Origin of the sequence: Protofrankia sp. Cr1, assembly GCF_963555865.1 — a bacterium.
In the GTDB taxonomy this organism is placed as follows: domain Bacteria; phylum Actinomycetota; class Actinomycetes; order Frankiales; family Frankiaceae; genus Protofrankia.
This window is the reverse complement of the sequence record NZ_CAUVXO010000631.1, coordinates 1-2,906: the sequence shown is the minus strand read 5'-3', so window position 1 is coordinate 2,906 and position 2,906 is coordinate 1. Positions and strand designations below refer to the sequence as shown.

2 protein-coding genes and 1 pseudogene are annotated in these 2,906 nt (G+C 61.0%); 1 reads left to right on the top strand and 2 read right to left on the bottom strand.

Translation table 11 applies throughout. The features are described 5' to 3' along the window. A pseudogene (locus U9980_RS27055) lies at nt 1-537 on the bottom strand (RHS repeat domain-containing protein); the annotation flags it as partial. A gap of 921 nt (nt 538-1,458) precedes the next feature. Continuing rightward, nucleotides 1,459-1,992: a sigma-70 family RNA polymerase sigma factor gene (locus tag U9980_RS27050; protein ID WP_322770514.1), complete on the bottom strand. Its 534-nt coding sequence runs from the start codon at nt 1,990-1,992 to the stop codon at nt 1,459-1,461. Between the two features lie 255 nt (nt 1,993-2,247). Here U9980_RS27050 and U9980_RS27045 point away from each other — a divergent pair, with 255 nt between their 5' ends. Further along, nucleotides 2,248-2,625: a hypothetical protein gene (locus U9980_RS27045; protein WP_322770516.1), complete on the top strand. Its 378-nt coding sequence runs from the start codon at nt 2,248-2,250 to the stop codon at nt 2,623-2,625. Nucleotides 2,626-2,906 lie beyond the last annotated feature (281 nt).

Here is a 2,906-nt window from a genome sequence, read left to right as displayed (position 1 = left end):
GGTCAGGGAGGCGAGCGCGGTGCTGCCGGCCTTCAGCGTGGAGCCGGTGAGCTGGTCGTCCTTGTCGAACGTGCGGGTGACCGTCCGACCGCTGCCACCCGGGTAGGCGATGGAGGTGATGTTGCCGGCGGCGTCGTAGCTGTAACCCACCGTGGCACCGGCGCCGTTGGTGTAGGAGGTGATCTCACCGAAGGAGTCATAGGACCAGTGGCTGGTCCCGGTGCCGTCGGTCGTGGAGGTGCGCCACCCGAGGCCGTCGTACGTCGTCCCCGTCACGTTCGGGGTGACACCGTCCGAGTAGCCCACCGTGGTCTGGTGACCGGCGGCGTCGTAACTGTAGGTGGTGCAGCCCTTGGCCGGAGGGGTGCAGCCGGGGACGATGCCGGCGGACACGCCGATCGGCGAGACAACCGAAGCGTGCAGGCCGCGGGCGGTGTCATAGCCGAACTTGGTGGTGTTGCCGTCGGGGTCCTTCGTGCTGGCGAGGTCACCGAAGGTGTCGTAGGTGTTCGTCGTCGTGTTCCCGCGCGCGTTCACCGTCCGGGAGACGTCATCGGGATGCGCGGCGTCGTCATAATAAAAGCTCGCCCAGCGATCCTCAGCCTGGGCTCTCGATCAGTCACTTCTGCAAACCCTGAAGGTTTCTTTGAGACAAGCCGATGGTCAGGGTGCCGTGCGAACCGGCTGCGAGCCCGAGCCAAGATATCTTTCCGTCGAATCACGCCCTCGGTACTGGCAGAAGTACCGCTCTGTTCGAGCTTTCATTCATTGCAAGATAGGCGCACGGGCGGCCCTCACTCCAGGGCTGGGCGAAACCTCCATCATCGATACTCCAATCCGCCATGCCGTTTTTGTCCAAGATTCCTTTTAGAACTCCCCTCGCATCGGATGGATCTATGCAACTCGCGCCCTGGTAATGGGCGCGAAATTCGAGATTAACCGCCGCAACACCGCGGGCCTCATCGGAGACGGCGCCACTGAACCCACGAAGATTCATGCTGTCGCAGAGGCCAGCGCGGCCAGGATAAACGACGACCTGACCGGAAGGTCCAACGCAAGCCTCCAACTCGTCCGGTGGCGGCTCGTTGAATGATGCGGACCAAATCGACCTGCAGGCGTCAAGTGGGTTTGATGCGACTGTGTTCAGTACCGCTACGTCACTGTTTGGGTTTGTAGACTGGTAGCAGCCGGTAGCTGCCATCTTGGCGGGTGCGGTTCCTAGCGCGAAGCCGGCACCGATTGCCGCCGCCGCGCAGGCGACAGCCACCGGAATCAAAATAATACGTCGTGCGCGACGCTTGATTTTAGGCCGTATCCTTTCGGCCAGTATCTCACCTGCATGACTGTCCGATTCGGACATGTCCCCGCCGAGTGAATCGAACGGATCCGCTGCTCGCAGTATTTCACCCAGTCGCTCTTCTGACGTTGGGTTCATCGCACACCCCGGAAAGTTCGAAGTTAACCATCTACCTTTTCTTCAGCCGTGCAAAAACTGGCGCCGGCAACAGCCTCCGTTCTTTCTTTAAGGCGGCGTTTCGCTCGATGCAGTCGGACCGATGCAGCGTTCGATGTGCACTTCAAAACGACAGCGATTTCATCAACTTTAAGATCATCCCAATAAGCGAGACCAAGTATTTCTCTATCGCCATCAGGGAGTCGGTTGAACTCTTCGATAGCGATGGCTTCCCAGTTGCCGCTCTCACTCATCCCGGACGGTTCTTGCCCGACTTGCCTAAGCCTTATAAAGAGCCTCTGGCGGCGTAGTGCACTTCGCCGTTGATTGGCGAGGCAATACCTGGCGACGCCTATAGCCCATGCGATGGACTCCGAGTCTGTTGGCGGGATATCCTGCCGTCGCCGCCAGACGACAAGGTATGTCTCCGCTACAGCGTCGTCGATGCCACTGTGGTCGGCCAATCGTCGCTCCAGGTAGGAGTGTACGAATACTTCTTCATCCCGACCCCTCCAGTTGAGCCGATCCAACGCGCGCATCTATCCAAAAACCTCCCGTCCTCATCACCATATCTATGTCCAGCTGGGCGCCAAACCTTACAGGTGACCAGGAATTTATTTTTGATCTTGCTGGTAGCGGCTCATAGTTGGGCCCTGTCATCTTGGCCCCGGCTTTTCACGCCGAAGATCCTTGATCTCTCTGAGGGTCTCCGATGACAGGAAAGTGCCCCTGACCTGGGAAGATACGGGTGTCTGAAGTCCGTGTCGGAGCCCGAGCCGAGAGGCACTTTCCAGGTGAATGATACGGGGTGGTCGCAGGGGTTGGCCGGCGAGGTCGGCGGCAGAGACGTGGTCTCCCACGTCGGGACCGCGATGGTGTGGATGCTGGCCGACCGGGGCCGGGTGTTCACGGACATCGCGGTGACGATCGCCGAGGGCGAGCCGCGGGAGGGCACGGACGTCACCGAGCTCACCGGCCTGTACCGCACGGGTACAAAAGGTGACCAGCTGAAGGGCTGGCCGGGTAACATGCGGGCGCTCGCCCGGCGGGAGCGGCCGCACCCGGGCGCACAACTGCCGCTGTTCGCGCTTACTTCAGAATCCCCGACAGAACCTACAGGGTGTCGGTCACACTTCTGGCGCTGCCCGCGGCCAACCACAACTGATAGCTGATGACCGCCGGGATGGAAACGCCGAGCTTTCCAGGCTTCGAGGTAAGAATCTGCTCGTGGCCGAGCAGCGTGCCGGTCGTCCGGTCCGCGACAAGCAGATAGCGTGTTGATTGAAGGACTCAGACGCGCCTTTGATACGGCGAGAGCCCGGACCCGGGTCCGCAATGACGGACCCGGGCTGAAGCTTCCCGCCGGTTACTTCACGCAGGGCACGTTGAACAGGCCGTCGGCCGCCGCGATGACGACGTTGGTGCACGAGACGATGTTTCTGGTCTTGTCCGG

Coding starts and splice junctions, on each gene's coding strand:
- U9980_RS27050 (WP_322770514.1), bottom strand. CDS start 1,992: ATGCGCGCGTTGGATCGGCTCAACTGGAGGGGTCGGGATGAAGAAGTA.